This window comes from Streptomyces sp. NPDC059917 (assembly GCF_042730635.1).
In the GTDB taxonomy this organism is placed as follows: domain Bacteria; phylum Actinomycetota; class Actinomycetes; order Streptomycetales; family Streptomycetaceae; genus Streptomyces.
The window spans coordinates 1-18699 of record NZ_JBHWLC010000057.1; the positions used below are offsets into that span (position 1 = coordinate 1).

Here is an 18699-nt window from a genome sequence, read left to right on the forward strand (position 1 = left end):
CCCACGTGCCGATCCGCGGCACGTGGGCGCGGGCCGCCGCGAAGGGGGGTCAGGCGAGCAGCGCCCGCAGGCCCGCCGCCGAGCGGGCCTGCCGCTCCAGCGTGTCGAGGGCCTCGGTGGCCCGCGCCGCCGCCTCCGGGTCCCGCTCCGCCAGGCCGCTGTCCGCGAACTCGTCCTCGTCCAGGCGGATCACCCGCGACCCGTCCGCCGAGACCCACAGGTCGAGGTCGAGGTCCTCCACCACGACCTCCCCGTCGCGGACCACCGCGGGCCGGGTGATGTCGCAGTACCAGCCCTTGAGGACGCCCGCCCCGCTGCGGACCTCCTTGACGGCGTACCAGCGGTCCCGCCAGAAGTGCTCCGTGAACACGTCGCCCGGCTCGAAGCGGACGAAGCCGAAGTCGCGGACGCCCGGGGCCGCCCACGGGGCGCGTACGGACACCCGGGTGCCGGTGTCGGCGAGCAGGTCGGCGGGATAGCGGATCTTGGTCACACCGGCCTTGACCAGGGTCACCGTGAGCGTCCTCGGCTGGACCCGCGCCCCGTCGGGCTCCGGCGCGGACAGCCGCTTCGCGTAGCGGACCTCGGAGGCGCAGATCTCGTAGCCGAAGCCCTTGTTGACCGCGAGCATCGGCGCGTTCTCGGTGTCGTTGCCCGTGAACGCCCGGGTGTAGCCCGCCGCCCGGGCCCGGTGCAGGGAAGCGGCCTTGGCCAGCTTGGCCAGCCCCCGGCCGCGGAAGGCGCGCCGGGTGCCGGTCATCGCCGAGGCGTAGCGGGTGGCTCCGTCGGTGTGGGCCGCGGTGAAGGCCGCCACCGCGCCGTCGACGAGGACGACCGTGCTCAGCTCCCGGTCCAGGGCGGGCGCGCGCCAGATGTGCCGCAGCCAGTCCTCGTAGTCGTCCATGTCCGTGGGCACGTCCCCCGGTTCGTCCGACGAGGCCTCGGCGTCGGCCTCGAACAGCGGTCGCGGATCGGCCTCGAAGGCTGAGGCCGGGCGCAGCTCGACCCCGGCGGGCAGGGTGGCGGGCAGCTCGGGCAGGGCGGCGGTGGTGAGGTCCAGGCGCAGGAAGTGGGCGGAGCGACTGGCCCGGTACCCGCGCCGCTCGGCGAAGGACCGGTGGGCGGGCTCGTCCAGGACCCATGCGAACACGTCGGTGGCGCCCAGCTCCGCGAGGTGCCGCTCCGCCGCGCGCACGAGCGGGCCGCCCGCTCCCAGACCCCGGTGCGCGGGGTCGACGTACGCGTTCAAGAAGGCCTGACCCGGCTCGGGGCTGTCGTGCGCGATCCCCACCTGGGCGCTGCCCACCACCGTGCCGTCGGGCGTCTCGGCGACCAGCAGGCGGTAGTGCCGGTCGGGGTGGGAGGAGGCGAGTTCGAAGGCGACGCCCTCGGCAGTCGTGATCATGTAGGGGAGCGCGGCCCGGCGGACGCGGACGACGGCTTCGGCATCCGCAGCGTCGCCGGGGCGCAGGTCACGAATCAGAACGGTCATGCTCCGACGCTACGTTCGCCCGCGCGGCGCCCGCCTCCGAATTTCCCGCCGATGGCCCGGGAACGGCCGGGGGATGGGCGACAATCGGGCCCGTGACCTCGACGAACCTGAAGCTCGCCCTTGACGGCTCGGCCGGTGCGGCCGCCCCCTACGAACAGTTGCGCGCGCAGATCTCCGGGCAGGCGCGCTCGGGACGGCTGCCGGCCGGCTTCAAGCTGCCGACGGTGCGCGGGCTGGCGGAGGAGCTGGGCCTGGCCGCGAACACGGTGGCCAAGGCCTACCGGGCGCTGGAGGCGGACGGGGTGATCGAGACCCGCGGCCGCAACGGCACCTTCATCGCCGCCGAGGGCGGCGCGGCCGACCGCGAGGCCGCGACGGCCGCCCAGGCCTACGCGGAGCGCGCCCACCGGCTGGGCCTGACCCGCGAGGCGGCCGAAGCCGCCGCCGCGGCGGCCCTGCGGGCGCGCTACGGAGCCTGACCGACCGGGGGCCCCTTCTTCAGAGGTACAGCCCCGCGTCCGCCCCGTGGCCCTGGGGCGGCAGCAGGGACGCCGGGCCCGTGCCGCGACGGAGCGCGAACAGCTCGGCCAGGGTCGCCCCCTCGCGCGGCACCCCCTCGTCGGTGCCGAGCCACTCCACGGCCTCGCGGTGGGTCAGCCGGTCGACCTCGATCCGGGCCAGGCACCGCCCGGGCCGGACCACGGCGGGGTGCAGCCGCTCCAGGTCCTCGTTGGTGGTGACGCCGACCAGGACGTTGCGGCCCTGGCCCAGCAGACCGTCCGTCAGGTTGAGCAGCCGTGACAGCGCCTGCCCGGCGGTGTGCCGGGCCTCGCCGCGGATCAGCTCGTCGCAGTCCTCCAGCAGCAGCAGCCGCCAGCGGCCCTTGGCCGTGCCCTCGTCCTCGCCGATGGCGATGTCCATCAGGTAGCCGACGTCGTTGAACAGCCGCTCGGGGTCGAGGACGCAGTCCACCTGGCACCAGTCGCGCCAGGACCGGGCGAGCGTGCGCAGCGCGGAGGTCTTGCCGGTCCCGGGCGGCCCGTGGAGCAGCAGCAGCCGCCCCGCGATGTCGTCCGGGGTCACCTTCATCAGCCGGTCGAGCGCACCGGCCACGGGCGCGGTGTAGTTGGGCCGCACCTCGGGCCAGGTGCCGGCGGCGATCTGGCGGGTCGTCCGGTACGGGCCGCGGCGCGGGGAGACGTACCAGAACCCCATGGTGACGTTCTCGGGCTGCGGCTCGGGCTCGTCCTGGACGCCCTCGGTGGCCTCGCCGAGCACGCTGGAGGCCAGTTCGTCGCTGACCGCCGTCACGGTGACGTCCGCGCCCCGGCTCCAGCGCGAGACGAGCATGGTCCACCCCTCGCCCTCGGCGAGGGTGGCGCTCCGGTCGGAGTCGCGGGCCGAGCGCAGCACGGTGGCGGCGGGCGGGACCAGGGTGGCCCCCGCCTTCACCCGCTCGATGGAAACGCTGTGCGAGTACGGCTGCTCGCCCGACGCGAACCGGCCGAGGAACAGTGCGTCGACGACGTCCGACGGGGAGTCGCTGTCGTCGACGTTGAGCCGGATCGGCAGCGCGTCATGAGGGTTGGCTGGCATGGCGCCCATGATCCGGCACGAAGTGGCCCCGTGCACCCGTGTTTCGCCGGAACGGGTGCGCGGGTTCCCTCTTCAAACGCACCCGGAGTGAAGATTCAGGCCGGAACTCCACCCCGAACATTCTTGGCATGAACACTTCCAGACAGGCCCCGCTCCTTGTACCACGGAACCGAGACGAAACCCCCACAAGGAGCCGTACATGAGATTGTCACGGTTTGCCGCATTAACCTCCTCGCTCCTCCTCGCCGCGGGCGCCGCGCTGTTCGGCGCCGGACAGGCCTCCGCCGCCCAGGCGGACTTCGGCTACGTCGCCCTCGGCGACTCGTACTCCTCCGGCGTCGGATCCGGGAACTACGACAGCTCCAGCGGCGATTGCAAGCGCACCAGCCGGGCCTACCCAGCCCTCTGGGCCGCCGCGCACGCACCCCAGACCTTCTCCTTCACCGCCTGCTCGGGCGCCCGGACGGACGACGTCCGCGCCAACCAGCTCGCCCCGCTCAACACCGGGACCGACCTCGTCAGCCTCACCGTCGGGGGCAATGACGCCGGCTTCTCCGACGTCATGACCACCTGCGTGCTCCAGTCCGAGTCCAGTTGCGTCAACCGCGTCAACCAGGCCAAGGCGTACGTCGACTCCACCCTGCCCGGCAAACTCGACGCCGTGTACGACGCGGTGGCCTCGCGCGCGCCGAACGCGCGCGTGGTGATCCTCGGCTACCCCCGCTTCTACAAGCTGGGCGGCAGCTGCATCGCGGGCCTGTCCGAGGGCAAGCGCGCCGCGATCGACGGCGCGGCCGACTACCTCAACGCCGCGCTCGCCAAGCGCGCCGCCAACCACGGCTTCCGCTTCGCCTCGGTGACCAGCGCCTTCACCGGGCACGAGATCTGCTCGGGCAGCGAGTGGCTGCACAGCCTCAACTGGGCCAACATCGGCGAGTCCTACCATCCGACCGCGGCCGGACAGTCCGGCGGCTACCTGCCCGTCTTCACCAGCGCGGCCTGAGGACCCGCCGTCATCACGGCGTCGGGCCCGGGCTGGACGACGGGCTCGGCGCTCCGGACGTGGGGCCGCCGGAGGCGCCGGGGGAGGAGGCCCCGCCCGAGGGGCTCTGCGCATCGCACCTGACGGAGAAGTTCACCCAATCGGAGGCGAGCGTGCCCGGGCGCCGCACCTCCAGCCGCACCGCGTCGTCCAGCGTCGCGCCGGGGTGGTGGCTCAACTCGGTGAAGGACAGCTCCCGGACGGTGGGCCCGCCCGCCCCGAAGGTGACGGCCTGCCAGTCCGGCGCGGAACTCACCCCGCTGCGGGTGGTCCAGCGGTACTCCACGACCACCGGCGTACGGACCACCTCCAGGGACGCGGTGAAGGCGGGCGCGGACTCCTCGGGCGGCGGGCAGGAGCCCCGGTACCCGTCGCGCACCGCGCGCACCGACACCGTGACCTTCTGGTCCGGCGTGGCCGAGCCGCTGGGCGACGGGCTGGGCGACGGGGTGGCCGAGGGCGTCGGGGCGGAGCCGTCGGGGGAGGCGCTCAGCGAGCTGCCCGGTCCGCCCGTCGCGCCGCCGGCGCCCGCGGCCCCGTTCGTCCGGTCCTTGAGCAGCAGCCAGCCCAGCACGGCCAGCGCCAGCAGCAGGACCACGATCCCGGCGGTGAGGACCAGACCGGCCCGACCGGTGCGGGGCGAGTCCGCGGCGGGCCCGTAGCCCTGCTGCGGCGCGGTCCCGTAGCCGGAGCCCGGCCGGGGCGGCGTAGGCGCGGGCGCTCCGTACGGCCCCGCGCCCCGGTCGCGGTCCGGGGACCGTCCCGGCCGCCCCTGTCCCGGGCCGTCGCCGTGGTGCGCGATCGTGGTCGGCGCGTCGGGGCCCGACAGCGGTCCGCCCTCCGCCCGTACGACGCCGCCCGCACCCACCACCCGCAGCATTCGCGCCGCCTCCGGTGCGGAGAGGCGCAGGGCCGGATCCTTGCGCAGTAGCCCCTCCAGTACGGGCGCCAACGCCCCGGCGCGGCGCGGCGGCGGCAGTTCCCGGTCCACCACGGCCTGCAGCGTGGCGACCGGGGTGTCCTGGCGGAAGGGGGTGTGCCCCTCGACCGCCGCGTAGAGCATCACGCCCAGCGACCACAGGTCGGAGGCGGGCCCGGGCGCGGTGCCCAGCGCCGCCTCCGGCGCCAGGTACTCGGGGGAGCCGATCACCTCGCCGGTCATCGTGATCGCCGAGGAGCCCTCCAGCCGGGCGATCCCGAAGTCGCTGAGCAGCACCCGGCCGTCGTTGGCGATCAGCACGTTCCCCGGCTTCACGTCACGGTGCAGCACGCCCGCCTCGTGCGCGGAGCGCAGCGCCGACAGCACCTGCTCGCCGATGTGCGCCGCCCGCTGCGGGGGCAGCGGGCCGTCGGCCTCCAGCACCTCCGCGAGCGAGAGCCCGCGCACCAGCTCCATCACGATCCAGGGCCGCCCGCCGTCGGTGGCCACGTCGTAGACGGTGACCACCCCGCGGTGCGTGACCCGGGCCGAGGCCCACGCCTCGCGCTCCAGGCGCGCGTACATCCGCTGCACGTCGGCCTCGTCCAGACCGGCCGGGGCCCGGACCTCCTTCACGGCGACCTCGCGGCCCAGGACCTCGTCCCTGGCCCGCCAGACGATGCCCATGCCGCCCTGGCCCAGCGGGCCCAGCAGCCGGTACCGTCCCGCGACCACGCGTTCGTCGCCGCTCGGCTCTCCGCTCACGCGAGCCCCCTCATCCGGGTAACGGGGTGATCACTCCAAGTTAACCGATCGTCCGCGGTGTGACGCCCGTCGCGCTCCAACTCTCCACATCGCGCTCCCGCGCGGCCGTCGGCTCCGTCGAAGGGCCCCGCGGCAGCCCCGTGACGCCGGGTCACTTCGGAGAGTGACGGTCAACTGCGCTGAGTAATCGTCAACTACCCACCACTACAGGGGTAATTCACGCGACCGGGATACCCGACTGCCACGCGAGGGCGATAGGGTTACCCTGCCCGGGCCGGGTGCCTTCGTACGGGTGGGGAGAGACATGGAACAGATAGCTATGCGCAGCAGGCCGCCCCGCGTGCCTGCCATCACCTGCGGGAGCGGTGCGACCAGTTCGCGCCTCGACCGTCACCTCGCGGTGCTCGGCGGACCCGCCGTGCCGCACGGTGACGCCGCCGAGGCGACGCTGCTGATGCGTGAGCTGACGTCGCGCGACCACACGCACGTACAGCGGAGCCGGAGCGCGCGCGTCTCGCTCTTCGCGCCGCTGCGACGGCTGCGCCGCACGCTCTTCGGCAGCCGGCGCTCGTAACCGGTTCCGGATCCAGGGCCGTTGCGGCGGCACCCGGATCCGCTTCCGCTTCCCTGCCCGGCGTCCGTACCCGCGTCCGTCTCCGCTCCCGAGCGTCTCCCCGAACGCTCCCGTCCCCGGCCTCAGGCGATCACACCGTCCCGGCGCAGTGCCGTGATCTGCGCGTCCGTCATCCCCAGGGCGTGCAGCAAGGCGTCGGTGTGCTCGCCGAGCGCGGGAACCGCACCCATCCGCGGTTCCGCGCCACCCGGCAGCCCGATCGGCGGCAGCAGCGCCCGCAGCGGACCCGCCGGTGAAGCGATCTCCCGCCAGCGGTCCCGCGCCGCCAGTTGGGGGTGCCCGGCCAGCCGGGCCACCGAGTTCAGCCGTGCGCAGGCGATCCCGGCCGCCTCCAGCCGCGCGAGCGCCTCGGTCGCCCCGCACCGGCCCAGCGCCTCGGCGACCAGCGCATCGGTCTTCTCCCGGTTCGCGGTCCGCGCGGCATTCGTCGCGTACGCCGGATCGTCGGCCAACTCGGGCCGTTCCAGCACCTGTTCGGCGAGCCGTCGCCACTCGCGGTCGTTCTGCACCGACAGCAGCACCCGGTCCCCGTCGGCCGTGGCGTAGGCGTCGTACGGCGCGATCACGGCGTGCGCCAGACCGGTCCGGACCGGCTCCTCGCCACCGTGCATGGTCAGGTTCAGGGGATGGCCCATCCACTCGGCGAGCGCGTCCAGCATCGAGACCTCCACCGGGCCGCCGCGCCCGGTCGTGCCGCGCCGCAGCAGGGCCGCGAGGACCCCGGAGAAGGCGTACATGGCCGCCGCGATGTCGGCCGCCGGGATGCCCGCCTTGACCGGCCGGTCGGGGGTGCCGGTGACCGAGACCAGCCCCGCCTCGCACTGCACGAGCATGTCGTACGCCCGCTTGTGCGCGTACGGTCCCCGCGCGCCGTAGCCCGAGACGTCCACGGCGACCAGCCGCGGGTAGCGCGCGCACAGGGCGGCGGCGTCCAGGCCGAGCCGGGCGGCGGCCCCCTGGGCGAGGTTCTGTACGAAGACGTCCGCGTCGGCGAGCAGCCCGTGCAGGGCGTCCAGGCCGCGCGGGTCCTTCAGGTCCAGCGCGATCGACTCCTTGCCGCGGTTGGCCCACACGAAGTGCGAGGCCAGCCCGTGCGCGGCGGTGTCGTAACCGCGGGCGAAGTCCCCGCCGTCGGGCCGCTCCACCTTGATCACGCGGGCCCCGAGGTCGGCGAGCTGCCGGGTGGCGAAGGGGGCGGAGACGGCCTGTTCGACGGCGACGACGGTGATCCCGTCGAGGGGGAGTGGCTGCGGGCTCGAGTTCATTCCCCGGTCCTACCGTCCCGCTCCCGGTCTGTCACCCCCCGAGATCGTCCCGGGCCGGTTCCCGATCTCCGGCCCGGTCTAGAACGGGAGCGCGAACTGGCCGTCCGGCCCCTCCTCCTGGTGGCTCAGGACCGAGGCCGGGCGGCGCGTCCAGCGGGGCGGTGGCAGCACCCCGGCCGCGCGCAGCCGCTCCGCCGGGAGCGCGGGGCCCGGCTCGAAGGCGGCCCGCTCCGGGGCCAGCCCGGCCAGCAGGCTCACGGTGGTCACCAGGGCCAGCAGCTCCGAGGTCCAGGCCTGCGGCCACTCGGCGGGGCCCAGCGCGGCCAGGCCCTGCGCCTGCGGCGCCCGGTGCGCGCAGCGGGCGGCGAACCACCGCTCCAGCACGCGCACGCCGCCCGCCTCGTACGTCCACGCCGCGGCCGGGACGGGCGCGATGCTCCCGGTGCCCAGCAGCAGGCTCTCGCCCTCCTCGTCGTACGCCAGTTCGCCGGGCCACCCCGTCACCGCCGAGCGGACGTACGGGCGGCGCCCGCCCGGCAGCCGGGGCGGCTCGCCCGCGCGGGCCCCGCGCAGCTGGACGGTCAGCAGCCGCTGCCCCAGCTCCAGCCCGGCCCGCCACCGCTGCGCATCGGCGGGGAGCGGGACCTCGTGCCCCCGCGGGCCCGGTCGGGCCGCCGCGAGGACCCAGCACAGGACGTCCTGCGGGGTCACCCAGCCGCGGTAGACCTCGCCCAGCAGCGGCAACAGCCCCGGCGCCAGATTGGGCTCGGCGCCCCCGGGGCGGCGGTGCAGCGGGCGGATCCGGCCGAGCCGCCCCGCCGGGAGGTGTGCGGTGACCAGCGGGGACGCCAGCCCGGGCGGCTCCACGAGGAAGAGCTGGTGCTCGTCCAGGACCCGCCACAGCTCGGGGCGGGCCAGGTCGATCAGCCGCTGGTCGGGCAGCAACCACTGCTCGTCGAAGGGTTCGTACAGCACCCGGACGGGGTCCGGGCAGGCGCCGGGCTCCCGCCCGAACCGTCCCGTGGCCGACCGCTGGCCGGGCAGCGCGGCCGCGCCGGAGGCGGGCCCGCGCGAGCGGCTCGGCCGGAACAGCCGCTCCCGCTCGGCGTCTTCGGCGCCGGTCACCGCCGCCCAACGGGCCCGCAGCGCGCCGGGATCGGGCGCGGCCACCCAGTCCCGCCCGAGCCGCATCGCGCCCACGGACCAGGGGAGCAGCTCGTCCAACAGGGGCGCGTCCTGGGGTGCGGGCGGTGGCGCGGTCGGCGGCGAGGTCGATGGCGCGGTCGGTGGCGCGTCCGACGGCGCGGTCGGTGGCACGGTCGACTGGGGTACGTCTTCGCTCACAGCACCCGATGCTAGGGGGTGTCGGCCCGCTCCACCGTGGGTGTACTCGCCCGGATGTGGGCGGAGTTTTCCCTTCTCGTCCTCTTGACGATATGAAGACGACCCCTTTATCGTCGGACTGACGAAATGAGGGAGTCCGTCATGGCCGACATCACCCGCCGCTTCGGTTGGCGTCATCTGCGCTCCGCGCCCACCGCCCACATCCGCCACCACAAGCGCGGCCGCCTCGCCCACGACGGGCGGGGGCTCAGCTTCTGGTACCGGTCGCTGTCCGCGGCGCTCTCCGAAGTGCCCGTCGACGACCGGGAGTTGGCGATGGCGTTCCACGCCCGGACGTCCGACTTCCAGGACGTCGCCGTGCAGGCCACCGTCACCTACCGGATCAGCGACCCGGCCGAGGCCGCGGACCGGCTCGACTTCTCCGTCGACCCGGACACCGGAAGCTGGCGCGGCGCCCCCCTGGAGCAGATCGCCACCCTCCTGACCGAGACCGCGCAGCAGCACGCGCTGGACGTACTGGCCCGGACCCCGCTGGCCCTCGCCCTGGTGGACGGCGTCGCCTCCGTTCGGGAGCGGGTCGCCACCGGTCTCGCCGCCGAGCCCAGGCTCCCGGCCACCGGCATCGAGGTGGTGGCCGTGCGGGTCGTGGCGATCCGCCCCGAGGCCGAGGTGGAGCGCGCCCTGCGCACCCCGGCCCGCGAGCAGATCCAGCAGGAGGCGGACCGGGCCACCTACGAACGGCGGGCCGTCGCCGTCGAACGCGAGCGGGCCATCGCCGAGAACGAGCTGGCCAGCCAGATCGAACTGGCCCGGCGCGAGGAGCAGCTGATCGACCAGCGCGGCACCAACGCCCGCCGCGAGGCCGAGGAGAAGGCGACGGCCGACGGCATCCGGACCGGAACCGAGGCGGACCGCAAGGTGCGCCTGGCCCGTGCGGAAGCCGAGGCGGCGCGGGAGACGGGCGCGGCGCGCGCCGACGCGCAGGCCGCCTGGCTGCACGTGCACGACGAGGTCAACCCGGGCACGCTGCACGCCCTGGCGGCGACCCGGCTCGCGGAGAACCTGCCGCGGATCGAGAACATCACCCTCTCTCCCGACGTCCTCACCGGGCTCCTCAGCAAGCTCGGACGTCCGGACGGCGGAGCCGAGGCGTGAGCCTGGCCCCGCGGGCGGTGCTCGTGCACCGCAGGACCGAGTACGAGGAGCTGCTCGCCCGGCACGGCACGCACGGCCAGGCCGCGTTCTTCCTCACCAGCCGGGGCCGGTCGATCGACGAGGTGGTCCGCCGCCACGACCGCAACCAGCGGGCGCTGCGGGAGGTGGCGGCGGCGGTGCCGCTCACGTGGCGCGGCTCGCGGGTGGAGCGGGCGGATCTGGACCGGTTCCTCTTCGCGCCGGAGGACGTGGTGGTCGTGGTCGGCCAGGACGGCCTGGTCGCGAACACCGCGAAGTACCTCGGCGGACAGCCGGTCGTGGGCATCGACACCGACCCCGGGCGCAACCCCGGGGTCCTGGTCCGCCACCGCAGCGCCGACACGGCCGCCCTGTTGCGCGCGGCGACCACCGGCGGCGGGCGGACGGACGAGCTGACCATGGTCGAGGCCGTCGCCGACGACACCCAGCGCCTGCGCGCGCTGAACGAGATCTACCTGGGCGCGCCCGGGCACCAGACGGCCCGCTACCGCCTGGGCTCCGGCGGCGGCGAGCCGGGAGCGGTTGAGGGGGAGGGGGAGGGGGAGGCGGAGTCCCAGGCGTCGTCCGGGGTGCTGGTGGGCACCGGCACGGGTGCCACCGGGTGGCTGCGTTCCCTCTGGCTGGACCGCGGCAGCCCGGGGGGATTGCCCGGTCCCGGCGACCCGCGGCTCCTGTGGTTCGTGCGCGAGGCCTGGCCCTCTCCCACGACCGGGACCACGAAGGTGGCCGGTGAGCTGGGGCGGGGGCAGGAGCTCCGGCTGACCGTGGAGTCGGACCGGATCGTGGTCTTCGGCGACGGGATGGAGGCCGACGCCCTGGAGCTGACCTGGGGCCAGAGCGTACGGGTGGGCATCGCGGCAACGTCACTGCACCTGGTGACGTGAGGCCCGGGCACTGAGCCCGGGCCCTGGGCGCTGGGCCCTCGACCATCGGGCATCGGGCATCGGGCATCCACCATCGGCCCCCGAGCGTCGCGGCCGGGATCAGGCTTCGGGATCAGGCTTCGGGATCGGGGAGCCGGCGGAGTTCGAGCAGGACCAGGGCGACCTTCACCGCGGTCGAGATCGTCAGGGCCTGGAGGAACGGCATGCCCGCCAGCCACAGCGCCACCATCATGACCGTGAGCACCAGGAAGGCGGGCAGCAGGTTCGTCCGCCGGATCACGGCCCGCAGCTGCCCGGCCCCGCGGCGCGGCTCCGGCCGAGCGGTGCCCATCAGGCCCACGGTGACGCCGTCCCGCTCGTGCCGCTCCTGCCGCTCGTCCTGCTCTCCCTGCCGCATCGACTGCCGCCCTTCCCGTCGCTCGGGGTCGCCTCCCACCCGATCCTGAGCGCCGTCCCGGCGGACGGCCACCGCTGCCTCCGGCCCCGCCGCCATCCGCCGCACAGGTTCACCCGCCGGTGCCGCCAGTGCCGCCCGTGCCGCTCGCGCCGACCGCCGGGGAGGCGGCCTAGTGCGCGTCCATCGTCACCGTGAACGAGAAGCGGTCACCGCGGTAGCGGATCCGGGCCACGTCCACCACCTGCCCGTCCTCGTCGTAGGTCACCCCGGTGTAGTGCAGGATCGGGCTGAGCAGCGGCACCTGGAGCAGCTCGGCTGTGGCCGGATCCGCGAGCCGGGCCTCGACGGTGTCCGTGATCCGGCTGATCCGCACGCCCACCTGGTCGCGCAGCACCTTGGTCATCGGCCACCGCTCCAGATCGGCCAGGTCCACCGCCTCGGCCAGCTCCGGACGCACCGCGTTCTCGGCCCAGTTCGTCGGCTCGCCGCTCTCCCCGTCGTGCCGCAGCCGGCGGTACGTCACCACTTCCGCGAGGTCGGGGAAGTACTCCCGCAGCTCCCCGGGCACCGGCGTCCGGGTGTGGTCGAGGATCGTCGTGCGCTCGCCCGACTGCTGGGCCACGATCGCGTCGACCGAGCCCAGCAGCCGCACCGGAGCGCTGCGCCGCGCCCCCGGCTCGATGAACGTGCCGCGCCGCCGGTGCCGACTGATCAGGCCTTCCTGCTCCAGCTCCTTGAGGGCCTGGCGCATGGTCAGCACGCTCACCCCGTAGTGCTCGGCGAGCTGCTCCTCGGTGGGCAGGCGCAGGGTCGCCTCCGGGGTGCGGCCGAGTATCGAGGCGCGCAGTGACTGCGACACCTGGTACCAGAGCGGGAGTTTCCGGTTCAGTACCAGGGAGTCGGGTGCGAAGGCGGTCACGGGCGGTTCTCCGAACGGGTGGGCAAGGCGGTGTGCTGCGATGTTAGGCGCGGAAGTGGCGTTCCAGCCCCTGCCATACATCGTCGTAGCCGCGCTGGAGGTGATCGGCCTCGGCCGCCTGCGCGGTGGCGGTGACCGGCCAGCGGGTCTCGAACATGAAGGCCAGGCCGTCCTCGATCTTCTGCGGCTTCAGCTCGGCGGCGCTCGCGCGGTCGAAGGTCTCCCGGTCCGGACCGTGTGCGGACATCATGTTGTGCAGGGACCCGCCGCCCGGGACGAAGCCTTCCGCCTTGGCGTCGTAGGCCCCTTCGATCAGGCCCATGTACTCGCTCATCACGTTCCGGTGGAAGTAGGGCGGCCGGAAGGTGTCCTCGCCGACCAGCCAGCGCGGTGCGAAGACCACGAAGTCGACGCCCGCCAGGCCCGGGGTGTCGGAGGGGGCGGTGAGGACGGTGAAGATCGAGGGGTCGGGGTGGTCGTAGCTGATGCTGCCCAGGACGTTGAAGCGGTGCAGGTCGTAGACGTACGGGACGTGCGAGCCGTGCCAGGCGACCACGTCGAGCGGGGAGTGGTCGTAGGTGGCGGACCAGAGGTTGCCGCAGAACTTGTTGACCACCTCGACCGGGCGGTCCTCGTCCTCGTACGCCGCCACCGGGGCCTGGAAATCGCGGGCCGCGGCGAGGCCGTTGGCCCCGATCGGGCCGAGGTAGGGCAGCTCGAAGGGGCGGCCGTAGTTCTCGCAGACGTAGCCGCGCGCGGTGGCGTCGAGCAGCTCCACGCGGAAGCGGACCCCGCGCGGGATCAGCGCGATCTCGCCGGGGCGGGCGCGGAGCAGGCCGAACTCGGTGCGCAGCAGCAGCCCGCCCTGCTCCGGAACGATCAGCAGCTCGCCGTCGGAGTCGCTGAAGACCCGGTCCGTCATCGAGGTGTCGGCGGCGTAGAGGTGGATGGCCATGCCGGTGCGCTGCGTGGCGTCGCCGTTGCCCCCGAGGGTCCACAGCCCGGACACGAAGTCGGTGCCGGGGGCCGGGGCGGGCAGCGGGTTCCAGCGCAGTCGGTTGGGGTCCGGGACGGCCTCGGTGAAGGGGGCGCTGCGCAGGGCGCCGTTGTCGATGCGGGTGAAGGGCGGGTGCGCGGCCGAGGGGCGGATCCGGTAGAGCCAGGAGCGGTGGTTGTGGGGGCGCGGCTCGGTGAAGGCGCTGCCGCTCAGCTGCTCGGCGTAGAGGCCGAGCCCGGCCCGCTGGGGCGAGTTCCGGCCGATTGGCAAGGCGCCGGGAACCGCCTCCGAGCTGTGCTCGTTGCCGAAGCCGGTGAGGTACTCCAACCCCTCCGCCGTCTTCCTGGCCTGCTCGCTCATGGCTGCTCCCGCTCCGTAGAAGGAATCCTATGGTCGACAGTAGGATTCCGCGGCCCCGACGTCAACGGGCACCCGCCGGTCGCTCGCCGCGCCTTCGCTCGCCGGATTCGTGCGGACGCGGGGGATCCAAAAACATGAACATTGCTCTACTCTCACGCGCATGTCGTGGATCCGCAGGCTCCCTGCCGTTCCGGCGGCTCTCCTCGCCGCCCTCACCGCCCTCCTCTCGCTCCTGGCCCTCTTCGCGGCCGCGCCCGCCGCGCAGGCCCACGAGGAGCGCCCGGTCACCCTGCCCGACGGCTCCGGAAGCGTGCCGCGGTACCGCACGGGCGAACCCGACCTCCTCGTCTGCAAGACCGGCCGCCCCGACTTCGAACGCCGGACCGCCGGGTTCCCCGAACCGCTCAGGCAGCGCAACCTCGCCCTGTACGACCGGTGCGAGAAGAACGGCTACCGCGACCTCCAGGCGGCCGTGGACGCCGTGGACCGTCCCGGGATGAACATCGCGATCCTGCCCGGCCTGTACGAGGAAGAGCCCTCCCTGCCCAAGCCGACCGGCGCGTGCGCGGCGCTGAAGGCCCCCAACTCGGCCCTCGGCTACCAGATCCTGTCCTACGAGCAGCAGGTGCAGTGCCGCCACAACCAGAACCTCGTGGCCATACTCGGCAAGAAGGACCTGCAGATCGAGGGCACCGGGGCGTCCCGGCAGGACGTCGTCATCGACGCCAAGTACCAGAAGCTGAACGCCATCCGGGCCGACAAGTCCGACGGGATCTACTTCCGGAACTTCACCGCGCAGCGCACCACCTTCAACTCGCTGTACGTACTGGCGGGCGACGGCTTCGTCATCGACGACGTGCTGACCCGCTGGAACGACGAGTACGGCTTCCTCACCTTCGCCAGCGACCACGGCCTGTACAAGAACTGCGAGTCCTACGGCAACGGCGACTCCGGCATCTACCCCGGCAGCGCCTCCGACATCAACGACGGCCGCGGCTACGACGTCCCGCGCCACTCCATCGAGATCACCGGCTGCCGCAGCCACCACAACATGGTCGGGTACTCCGGCACCGCCGGGGACTCGGTGTGGGTGCACGACAACGAGTTCGACGGCAACATGGGCGGCGCCTCGATGGACAGCGCCTTCCCCGGCCACCCCGGACTCCCGCAGAACCACGCCCTGTTCGAGCGGAACCTGATCCACGACAACAACGAGGACTTCTACCCCTACGTCGCCGACGGCACCTGCGCCAAAGCACCCGTCGACCGCGGCTACGAGCGGGGCGTGGTCTGCCCGCAGATCTCCATGCCGCCGGGCACCGGCATCATCACCGCGGGCGGCAACTGGAACGTGTACGAGAGCAACTGGGTGTACGGACACCGGCGCGCCGGATTCTTCCTGAGCGCGGTCCCCGCCTTCATCCGGGGCGAGTCGGCCTGGAGCAAGCAGGCCGACACCTCGCACCACAACCGCTACGCCGGAAACGTCCTGGGCAAGGACAAGTCCGGAGCCTCCCGACCCAACGGCGCGGACGTGTGGTGGGACGGCCAGGGCACGGGCAACTGCTGGCAGGACGGACCCGACGGCTCCACCCCCGGCACCCTCCCGCAGTGCGGCGACGCGCGCGGAGCCGTGTCGGGCGGCTCGGCCCGGTTGGCGGGCGAACCGGTCAAGCTGGCCCAACTGCTCGTGTGCGCCGACTACAACGTCCAGGCGCGCAAGCTCCCGGCCGGGTGCGACTGGTACGGCGCCCGGGGCCTGGAGCGGGTGGAGACCCAGATCGCGCTGGCCGTCGCGGTCGTACTGGCCCTGGTCGGCGGGGTGTTGTGGTGGCGGCGACTGCGCGGAACGCGGCTGGGTACGCTCTGCGCGCTGCTCGGCCTGGCCGGGCTCGCCCTGGACGTCGCCGGGTCGACGATGGCGCTGACCGCCACCTTCGTCCCGGCCTTCGCACTGCTCCTCCTCGGGTTGTGGTGGACGGGTACCGGGGTCGCACTGCGGCCCGACCGCCCCTGGCTGGCGCGGCTGACACTGCTGCTCGGCGCACTGACCCTGCTGGACGCCTTCGACAAGGCCGTGCTGATGATTCCGTGGATCCCGCTCAGCCCCGCGTGGATCCGCGCCCTGGTGGCGCTCGTATGGGTGCTGTGGGCCGTGATCGCCTCCGCCCGCCCCGGACCGAACCCCGACCCCGCCATCCCCGCTCCCACCGCCGCCGGCGACGGCGGGAGGGGCGGTGACGGCGCCGCTGGCGGTCCGGGCGGCGACGACCGCGAACCCGCCCCGGAGGCCGGGCCGGCATCCGCCCCGGCCGGTACGGCGGCCCCCACCTCGGACGGCGCCGCGTGAGTGCGGGGGAGCGGCCGACGCCGCCCGGGCCGCCGAGCTCCCGCCCCCGTCCCCGCCCCCGGACCGGGCGGGTCCGAGGGGCCGTGGCCTGCGCGGCGCTGCTCCTGCTCGCCGCAGCAGGTGCGGCCGGGTGCGGTGGGCGGGCCACGACCCACCACAAACCCGGCACCACCCACCAGCAGGCCTCCGGCAGCGTCGGCACCCTGCTGGCGGCCCAGGACGAGGCGGGCCACCACCTGCGCCAAGTCCCGGCGCAGGGAGCACCGGAGGTGAAGCTCTCCCTCCGCCCCGACAGCGAGGACGGCTGGAACCTCCAGCTGGAGGTGGGCAACTTCCGCTTCACCCCCGACAGCGTGGGCGGCGCCGCCCTCGCCGGTGGCGGCCATGCCCACCTGCTGCTCGACGGGCACAAACTGGCCCGGTTGTACGGCCCCTGGTACCACCTGTCCGCCACCCAGGTGCCCCAGGGCGCCCACACCCTGACCGTCCGGCTCTACGCGGACGACCACACGGCCTGGGCGGTCGAGGGCAAGGCCGTGGAGGCCGCGGTCCCGCTCACCGCGTCCGCGCCCGGCCCGGCGGGCCACGACCACTCCGCTCCCGCCACCGCGGCCCCGTCCGCGCCGTCGACCAAGGAGCCGGCCCCTGACCCGGCCGCCGCGGCCGACCGAACGGTCACCATCGCCGTCCGCGGCGGCAAGGTGACCCCCGCCCCCGGTCGCACGGAGTTGAAGCGGGGCGAGCGGGTCGCCCTGCGCGTCACCAGCGACCGGGCGGACACCTTGCACGTCCACGGCTACGACAAGGAACTGCCGTTGCCCGCCGGTCAGGAAGCCGTCCTGGTCCTGACGGTCGACCGCACGGGTCTCTTCGAGGTCGAGACCCACGAGTCCGACCTCGTCCTGACCCAGCTCCTTGTCCGATGAGTTCGACGACTCTGATGACTTTGGCGACTCCGATGAGTCCGATGAGTCCGGCACTCTCCGCACTACCGGCACTCTCCGCACTGCCGGCACCTCCCGTGCCGCCGGTACTGCCCTCCGGTGCGACATCGGTGCCGGGCCCGGCACCGATCTCCGCTCCGAACGGACTACGGAGTGCTCTCGCCGATCACCTCCCCCATCAACCCGCCGATCCGCTCACCACCCTCGCCCACGGCATCGGATCGCAGCACGACCTGCCCATCTCGCCGTTCTACGCCTTCGCCGGCGCCTTCACCGCACTCTTCGTCTCCTTCCTCGCACTGGGCCTCCTCTGGTCTACCTCCCGCTTCCAGGGATCGCGCTCAGGCCGCCCGCTGCCCGCCGCCGTCCAGCGGGTGGCCGACGCGCCGGCCACCCGGACCGCGCTGCGCGTCCTCGGACTCGCCGCCGCCCTCTTCGTCCTGCTGCACCTCCTCCTCGGTCCCGACGACCCCGCCCGCAATCCCGCTCCCGGCGCCGTCTACGTCCTGTTGTGGGTCGGGCTCGTCCCCGCCTCCCTCCTCCTCGGCCCCGTGTGGAGCCTGCTGAATCCGCTGCGCACCCTGCACCGGCTGTCGCACCGGCTGTCGCACCGGGCGTCGCACCGGAACCCGACCGTTCGCCGCGGTCCGGCCGCCCACGACACCCCGCCGCGCCGCGCCATCCCGACCGCCGACCGCACCGCGGCCTCCCGTCACGGCCCCGGGCAGACTCCTCACCCCCTTCCTCCCTGGCTCGGCCTCTGGCCCGCCGCCATAGGCCTCTTCGGTTTCACCTGGCTCGAACTCGTCTCCCCGGACCCCGCCTCGCGCACCACCCTTCTGACCGCGCTCGTCGTCTTCGTCACCGTCCAACTCGGCCTCGCGGCCCGCTTCGGCGAATCGTGGTTCGCCGAGGGCGACCCCTTCGAGGCCTACTCCACCCTCCTGGCCCGCTTCTCCCCCCTCGGCCGTCGTGACGACGGCCGCCTCGTCCTGCGCAACCCCTTCCACGGGCTCGACGCGACGCCCGAGCGGCCCGGACTCGTCGCCACCGTCTGCGTCCTGCTCGGTTCGACCGCCTACGACGGCTTCTCCGACAACCCCTCGTGGATCAACACCATTCAGACCTCCCCCCTCGGCCGCACCCCGGCGGCCACGCTCGGACTCCTCGGCTCCGTCGCCCTCGTCGCCACGCTCTACTGCCTCTGTGCGGCGGCCACCCGCCTGGTCTCCGGCCCGCTGCCGCGCCCCCTGACCGCCTTCGCCCACTCCCTCCTTCCCATCGCTCTCGGTTACCTCATGGCCCACTATTTCTCCCTGTTCGTCACCGAAGCGTCACGCACCGTAATCATCGCGGGGGGTGCCGACCCGGCTCCCGCTCCGGCCCCACCTCTGGACCCGGGCGGTCTCGCCGCCCTCCAGGTCATCGCCGTCGTCACCGGACACGTCCTCGGGGTCGTCGCCGCGCACGACCGGTCCGTGCGGCTCTTCCCGCCGGCCCGGGCCGTGGCCGGACAACTTCCCCTGCTCGCGCTGATGATCACGTACACCGTCGGAGGGCTGAGCCTCCTGCTGAACTGAGAACCGAGGACCGGCAT

At 73.9% G+C, this 18699-nt stretch carries 16 protein-coding genes and 1 pseudogene; 8 read left to right on the forward strand and 9 right to left on the reverse strand.

Features of this window, described 5'->3' with window-relative positions; all coding sequences use genetic code 11:
• Positions 1-49: 49 nt before the first annotated feature.
• Together ACFWAR_RS27995 and ACFWAR_RS28000 are read right to left on the reverse strand one after the other, a co-directional pair.
• Positions 50-514, reverse strand: a complete 465-nt coding sequence (locus ACFWAR_RS27995) for a DUF402 domain-containing protein (RefSeq protein ID WP_385782817.1) — start codon at positions 512-514, stop codon at positions 50-52.
• Positions 515-562: 48 nt separating this feature from the next.
• Positions 563-1492: pseudogene (locus ACFWAR_RS28000) on the reverse strand (GNAT family N-acetyltransferase); the annotation flags it as partial.
• A gap of 92 nt (positions 1493-1584) precedes the next feature.
• Between ACFWAR_RS28000 and ACFWAR_RS28005 the strand changes: the two are divergent.
• The gene (locus tag ACFWAR_RS28005; RefSeq protein WP_385782701.1) at positions 1585-1971 is read left to right on the forward strand and encodes a GntR family transcriptional regulator; all 387 of its coding nucleotides are present in this window, start codon (positions 1585-1587) and stop codon (positions 1969-1971) included.
• Positions 1972-1990: 19 nt separating this feature from the next.
• On the opposite strand, the gene ACFWAR_RS28010 is transcribed toward ACFWAR_RS28005, so the two are convergent.
• Positions 1991-3088, reverse strand: coding sequence for a DUF5925 domain-containing protein (locus ACFWAR_RS28010; protein ID WP_385782704.1), 1098 nt, complete (start codon positions 3086-3088; stop codon positions 1991-1993).
• 199 nt (positions 3089-3287) lie between these two features.
• Here ACFWAR_RS28010 and ACFWAR_RS28015 point away from each other — a divergent pair, with 199 nt between their 5' ends.
• Positions 3288-4091 carry an SGNH/GDSL hydrolase family protein gene (locus tag ACFWAR_RS28015; protein WP_385782707.1) on the forward strand — a complete coding sequence of 268 codons (804 nt, stop codon included), beginning with the start codon at positions 3288-3290 and terminating at the stop codon, positions 4089-4091.
• Between the two features lie 13 nt (positions 4092-4104).
• On the opposite strand, the gene ACFWAR_RS28020 is transcribed toward ACFWAR_RS28015, so the two are convergent.
• Entirely contained in the window at positions 4105-5814 is a 1710-nt protein-coding gene (locus ACFWAR_RS28020; protein WP_385782710.1) for a serine/threonine-protein kinase, read from the reverse strand.
• 304 nt (positions 5815-6118) lie between these two features.
• Between ACFWAR_RS28020 and ACFWAR_RS28025 the strand changes: the two genes are divergently transcribed.
• A complete protein-coding gene (locus ACFWAR_RS28025; protein WP_354384390.1) occupies positions 6119-6388 on the forward strand; it encodes a hypothetical protein in 270 nt (89 codons plus the stop codon).
• 122 nt (positions 6389-6510) lie between these two features.
• Here ACFWAR_RS28025 and ACFWAR_RS28030 read toward each other — a convergent pair whose 3' ends face one another.
• Positions 6511-7713 carry a CaiB/BaiF CoA transferase family protein gene (locus ACFWAR_RS28030; RefSeq protein ID WP_385782713.1) on the reverse strand — a complete coding sequence of 401 codons (1203 nt, stop codon included), beginning with the start codon at positions 7711-7713 and terminating at the stop codon, positions 6511-6513.
• Between the two features lie 78 nt (positions 7714-7791).
• Positions 7792-8940, reverse strand: coding sequence for a type ISP restriction/modification enzyme (locus tag ACFWAR_RS28035; RefSeq protein WP_385782820.1), 1149 nt, complete (start codon positions 8938-8940; stop codon positions 7792-7794).
• A 258-nt stretch (positions 8941-9198) separates the two neighbouring features.
• Here ACFWAR_RS28035 and ACFWAR_RS28040 point away from each other — a divergent pair, with 258 nt between their 5' ends.
• Positions 9199-10212: an SPFH domain-containing protein gene (locus ACFWAR_RS28040; protein WP_385782716.1), complete on the forward strand. Its 1014-nt coding sequence runs from the start codon at positions 9199-9201 to the stop codon at positions 10210-10212.
• Positions 10209-11135 (forward strand): hypothetical protein, encoded by a 927-nt coding sequence (locus ACFWAR_RS28045; RefSeq protein ID WP_385782719.1) that lies wholly within the window; start codon positions 10209-10211, stop codon positions 11133-11135. The genes ACFWAR_RS28040 and ACFWAR_RS28045 overlap by 4 nt, the downstream gene beginning before the upstream one ends.
• Before the next feature lie 112 nt (positions 11136-11247).
• Here ACFWAR_RS28045 and ACFWAR_RS28050 read toward each other — a convergent pair whose 3' ends face one another.
• From ACFWAR_RS28050 to hmgA, 3 genes are all read right to left on the reverse strand, one after another.
• Positions 11248-11532, reverse strand: coding sequence for a hypothetical protein (locus ACFWAR_RS28050; protein ID WP_385782721.1), 285 nt, complete (start codon positions 11530-11532; stop codon positions 11248-11250).
• A 169-nt stretch (positions 11533-11701) separates the two neighbouring features.
• Complete coding sequence (locus ACFWAR_RS28055) at positions 11702-12451, reverse strand: GntR family transcriptional regulator (RefSeq protein WP_385782724.1); 750 nt, start codon at positions 12449-12451, stop codon at positions 11702-11704.
• Positions 12452-12494: 43 nt separating this feature from the next.
• Positions 12495-13808, reverse strand: a complete 1314-nt coding sequence (gene hmgA, locus ACFWAR_RS28060) for a homogentisate 1,2-dioxygenase (RefSeq protein ID WP_385782727.1) — start codon at positions 13806-13808, stop codon at positions 12495-12497.
• 160 nt (positions 13809-13968) lie between these two features.
• Here hmgA and ACFWAR_RS28065 point away from each other — a divergent pair, with 160 nt between their 5' ends.
• The 3 genes from ACFWAR_RS28065 (at position 13969) to ACFWAR_RS28075 (ending at position 18682) form a co-directional block, all read left to right on the forward strand.
• Positions 13969-16158, forward strand: a complete 2190-nt coding sequence (locus ACFWAR_RS28065) for a right-handed parallel beta-helix repeat-containing protein (RefSeq protein ID WP_385782730.1) — start codon at positions 13969-13971, stop codon at positions 16156-16158.
• An 83-nt stretch (positions 16159-16241) separates the two neighbouring features.
• The gene (locus tag ACFWAR_RS28070) at positions 16242-17084 is read left to right on the forward strand and encodes a hypothetical protein (RefSeq protein ID WP_385782733.1); all 843 of its coding nucleotides are present in this window, start codon (positions 16242-16244) and stop codon (positions 17082-17084) included.
• A 233-nt stretch (positions 17085-17317) separates the two neighbouring features.
• A complete protein-coding gene (locus ACFWAR_RS28075) occupies positions 17318-18682 on the forward strand; it encodes a hypothetical protein (RefSeq protein WP_385782823.1) in 1365 nt (454 codons plus the stop codon).
• Positions 18683-18699: the final 17 nt, after the last annotated feature.